Source organism: Micrococcus sp. KRD026 (assembly GCF_017168445.1).
In the GTDB taxonomy this organism is placed as follows: domain Bacteria; phylum Actinomycetota; class Actinomycetes; order Actinomycetales; family Micrococcaceae; genus Micrococcus; species Micrococcus luteus.
Genome location: NZ_JABFBA010000021.1, coordinates 21,323 through 24,712, shown reverse-complemented (window position 1 = coordinate 24,712; position 3,390 = coordinate 21,323). Strand labels below are relative to the sequence as shown.

5 protein-coding genes and 3 tRNA genes are annotated in these 3,390 nt (G+C 73.0%); 3 read left to right on the top strand and 5 right to left on the bottom strand.

What is annotated here, in order from left to right:
- Together J1M40_RS07250 and J1M40_RS07245 are read left to right on the top strand one after the other, a co-directional pair.
- Positions 1-228: integrase core domain-containing protein (locus J1M40_RS07250; RefSeq protein WP_206450643.1), on the top strand; the 228-nt coding region annotated here is incomplete at its 5' end.
- A 65-nt stretch (positions 229-293) separates the two neighbouring features.
- Positions 294-560, top strand: coding sequence for a hypothetical protein (locus J1M40_RS07245; protein ID WP_041103606.1), 267 nt, complete (start codon positions 294-296; stop codon positions 558-560).
- Positions 561-567: 7 nt separating this feature from the next.
- On the opposite strand, the gene J1M40_RS07240 is transcribed toward J1M40_RS07245, so the two are convergent.
- The 4 genes from J1M40_RS07240 to J1M40_RS07225 all read right to left on the bottom strand — a co-directional run bounded on the left by J1M40_RS07240 (position 568) and on the right by J1M40_RS07225 (position 1,685).
- Positions 568-1,182, bottom strand: coding sequence for a cysteine hydrolase family protein (locus J1M40_RS07240; protein WP_101967665.1), 615 nt, complete (start codon positions 1,180-1,182; stop codon positions 568-570).
- 92 nt (positions 1,183-1,274) lie between these two features.
- A tRNA-Phe gene (locus J1M40_RS07235) sits at positions 1,275-1,350 on the bottom strand.
- A 72-nt stretch (positions 1,351-1,422) separates the two neighbouring features.
- Positions 1,423-1,496, bottom strand: a tRNA-Asp gene (locus J1M40_RS07230).
- Positions 1,497-1,612: 116 nt separating this feature from the next.
- Positions 1,613-1,685, bottom strand: a tRNA-Glu gene (locus tag J1M40_RS07225).
- Between the two features lie 125 nt (positions 1,686-1,810).
- On the opposite strand from J1M40_RS07225, the gene J1M40_RS07220 reads away from it, so the two are divergent.
- Positions 1,811-2,206 (top strand): metallopeptidase family protein, encoded by a 396-nt coding sequence (locus tag J1M40_RS07220; RefSeq protein WP_010079615.1) that lies wholly within the window; start codon positions 1,811-1,813, stop codon positions 2,204-2,206.
- 7 nt (positions 2,207-2,213) lie between these two features.
- Here the strand turns inward: J1M40_RS07220 and J1M40_RS07215 are convergent, their stop codons facing one another.
- A complete protein-coding gene (locus J1M40_RS07215; RefSeq protein ID WP_041103604.1) occupies positions 2,214-3,188 on the bottom strand; it encodes a universal stress protein in 975 nt (324 codons plus the stop codon).
- Between the last annotated feature and the right edge of the window lie 202 nt (positions 3,189-3,390).

The following is a 3,390-nucleotide window of genomic DNA, read 5'->3' as shown; positions in this document are numbered from 1 at the left end:
CGCCCCTACACCCCGCGCCATAACGGGAAGGTCGAACGGTACAACCGGCTGATGGTCGATGAGGTCCTCTACGCCCGCCCGTACTCCTCAGAGCAAGCTCGGCGTGAGGCCCTGCAGGTGTGGGTGAACCACTACAACTACCATCGGCCTCATACCTCCTGCGGGGACGCCCCGCCAACCTCGTTGGCCCCGGCACGAGTCAACAACGTCATGACCTCTTACAACTAGGGTGTGGGGCACCACGACGACGGCGGCGCCGGACGGGCCCGCCCGTGAGAGGAAGGACCCGCACCATGACCGACGTCCCCTTCGAGGACCGCGAGGACGAACGAGAGCTCGAGACGGACCTGCTCGCCGATCCCAACGCCGCCGGCGACCCCGAGCCGGAGGACGGCCGCGACGGCCAGCCCGTGCGCGGCGGCTCGGACGACCCGCAGCACCGGGCCGGGGAGGGACGTGCCCCGGACTCCCTGCGCAATGCGGAGTCCGCCGCCATGCACATCGAGGAGGACGCCCAGGACCGCACGCGTGCGGACGAGGGCGACGTCGAGATCCTGTGAACGCCCCTCAGCCCCGGTCGGGGACGAGGCCGGTGCGCAGGAGGGTGAGTGCCTCGTCCTGCCCGAGGAGCGGCTGACGCATCTCGTCGCGGAGGAAGTCGAGCATCGCCGCGGCCAGCGCCGGCTCCTCGGAGGCGATCGCGTCCGTCGCGATCGCGGCGTGGAAGTCGAGGGCGAACGCGGCCGTGGCGGTCTCGGCGATGCAGCTGTGGGTGGAGACGCCGCACAGCAGGAGCCGATCCACCCCGCGGCCCCGCAGCTCGGCCGCCAGTCCTGTGCCGTGGAAGGCGGAGTCCCGGGTCTTCACGACCTCGACGGCGTCCGGGGCGGCCACCGCGACCCCGTCGAGCAGAGCGGCCTGCCGGGTGCCCGGGAAGGCGAAGCCCTCGTCGTCGGCCAGCATGTTCAACGTCCACGTGGAGCGGTCCCGCGCGTGCTCGGTCCGCACCAGGAAGACGGGACGGCCGGCCTCGTGCGCGGCCCGGAGCAGTTCCACGACCGCCGCCGTCAGCTCGGACTGATGGGCGGCCAGCGCGGGATGCTCGAAGTAGCTGTGCTGGACGTCGATCACCACGAGCGCGGTCTCGCCGCCGGTCGCGCGGGCGGAGGGGGAATCGGGCATCGACCCAGTGTGCCCACCGCGTCGCCGCCTGTCAGCGGCCCGTCGCCCCGGACGACGAAGGCCCCCCGCGTCTGCGGGGGGCCTTCTCGAAGTGGTGGCTCCGACCGGCGTCGATCCGGTGACCTTACGATTTTCAGTCGTACGCTCTACCAACTGAGCTACAGAGCCCGGCGACCTTCGTCACCAGGACCATGCGTCACCGGACTCCGTTTCCGAATGCCGGTGATCGGACGATCCGAGCGACCCTGACGGGACTTGAACCCGCGACCTCCGCCGTGACAGGGCGGCGCGCTAACCAACTGCGCTACAGGGCCATGTTCTGTTGTTCTCGCCGCTTTCGCAACGAGTGGAAACTCTAGCAGAGCCTCCGAGCGTCGTGCAAATCCACGCTCCACGTGCCGTTCCGGCCGCCGAGGGCGGCCGTTCTGCGTACCCCCAACGGGATTCGAACCCGTGTCGCCGCCGTGAAAGGGCGGTGTCCTAGGCCTCTAGACGATAGGGGCAGGTCCGATGTCGAGATTCCCGAGGTGGACCCTGGGAGTCTATGGTGGCCGCACACCCTCCGGCAAGTCCGGCCGCCGGCCGGCCGCCCTCCGCACCGCGGAGCCCCGCACCCCCAGGAGCCGCCGTGGACCACCGCCCGTCGCCCGACCAGCCCGCCGCCACGTGGATGAGCGAGCAGGAGTTCGACGACGCCGTCTCCGCGGCCCTCGCCCGTATCCCCGACGAGCTGGCACGGCTGCTGACGAACGTCGTCGTGGTGGTGGAGGACGAGTACGAGCCGCAGCGCTGGGAGGACCCGGCCACCGAGCTGTTCGGCCTCTACGAGGGCGTGCCGCTGACCGAGCGCGCCGAGTTCGCGTGGCAGATGCCGGACCGGATCGTGGTGTTCCGCGGTCCACTCACCCGCCACTGCACCTCCCGCGCCGAGCTCGAGGACGAGATCACCGTCACCGTCATGCACGAGGTCGGGCATTTCTTCGGCATCTCCGAGGAGCGCCTCCACGAGCTCGGCTGGGGCTGAGCGCCGGTCAGGACTCCGGCTGGTCCTGGACCGGGCCGAACGAGGCGCGGCGGCTGAGGCGGACGTCCTCGCGGAACGGGACGACGAGCACCGGGCCCTTCGCGTGGTCCGCGACGCCGCGGCTCGTGGAGCCGACGATCGCACCGGCGAAGCCGCCCAGACCGCGCGTGCCCACCACGGTGAGGCAGGCGGTGGCGCTCTGGTCCACCAACACGTCCACGGGGGTGCCGTCCACGAGCTCGGTGAGGACCTCGAGGCCGGGGAACTCGGAGCTGATCCACGCGGCGCCGGCGTCGAGACGCTCGCGCAGCTCCCGCTCGCGGGCCTCCTCGTCCAGGCTGACGGCCAGCCACGCGGCGTTCGCGCCCAGGGGCGGGACGGCGCACACGAGCTTCAGCGGGGCCTGGCGGAGGCGGGCCTCCTCGGCGGCCTCGAGAGCGGCGGCACGACCCTGCTCGGAACCGTCGACGCCCACCACGACGGCGGTCCTGTCCCCCGCGCGGCTGGCCTCGACCCCGGCGGGGATGATGGCGACCGGGCAGTGCGCGTGGCCGGGCAGCGCGGCGGCCACCGAGCCGAGCAGGCGGCCCATGAAGCCGCCGCGGCCGCGCGCGCCCGAGACGAGCAGGGAGGCCTCGGCGGAGAGCTCCACGAGGACGCCGGCCGCGTCCCCGATCTCCACACGCAGCTCCGGACGCACCCCGTCGGCGTCGAGCTTGCCGGCGACCTCCTCCAGGAGGGCCTGCACGCCCTCGCGGAGACGGGAGTCGTCCAGGACGGCGCCGCCGGCGTCCGCGCCGTAACCCCAGTACGCGGGGATCGAGTAGGCGGTGACGAGGGTCAGCGGCTCGCCGCGCAGGCCGGCCTCGCGCTGGGCCCAGCGGGCGGCGGAGACGGACTGGTCGGAGCCGTCCACACCCACCAGGACGCCGAGCGGTGCGTCCTCACGGCGGGTGGCGGCGGGCTGGGTCTGGGCGGACATGGCGACCTCCTCGAGTCGGACTCGACGGGCCCCGGGCGGACCCGGCCGAGTGCCTCCAGTCTACGCCTCGGGGCCCGGGACGAGTCCCGTGACCCCGGGCGCGACGCCCGCGGGGAAGCCGCGTGGATCCTCCGCGAGCCGGGCCGGGAAGGCGTCCATGCGCAGGGCACGGGCCAGGCGGTCGCGGGGGTCGGAGCCGGGC

Excerpts from the sequence above, each read along its gene's own strand:
- J1M40_RS07245 (WP_041103606.1), top strand. The coding sequence starts at position 294 with ATGACCGACGTCCCCTTCGAGGACCGCGAGGACGAACGAGAGCTCGAG.
- J1M40_RS07240 (WP_101967665.1), bottom strand. The coding sequence starts at position 1,182 with ATGCCCGATTCCCCCTCCGCCCGCGCGACCGGCGGCGAGACCGCGCTC.
- J1M40_RS07215 (WP_041103604.1), bottom strand. The coding sequence starts at position 3,188 with ATGTCCGCCCAGACCCAGCCCGCCGCCACCCGCCGTGAGGACGCACCG.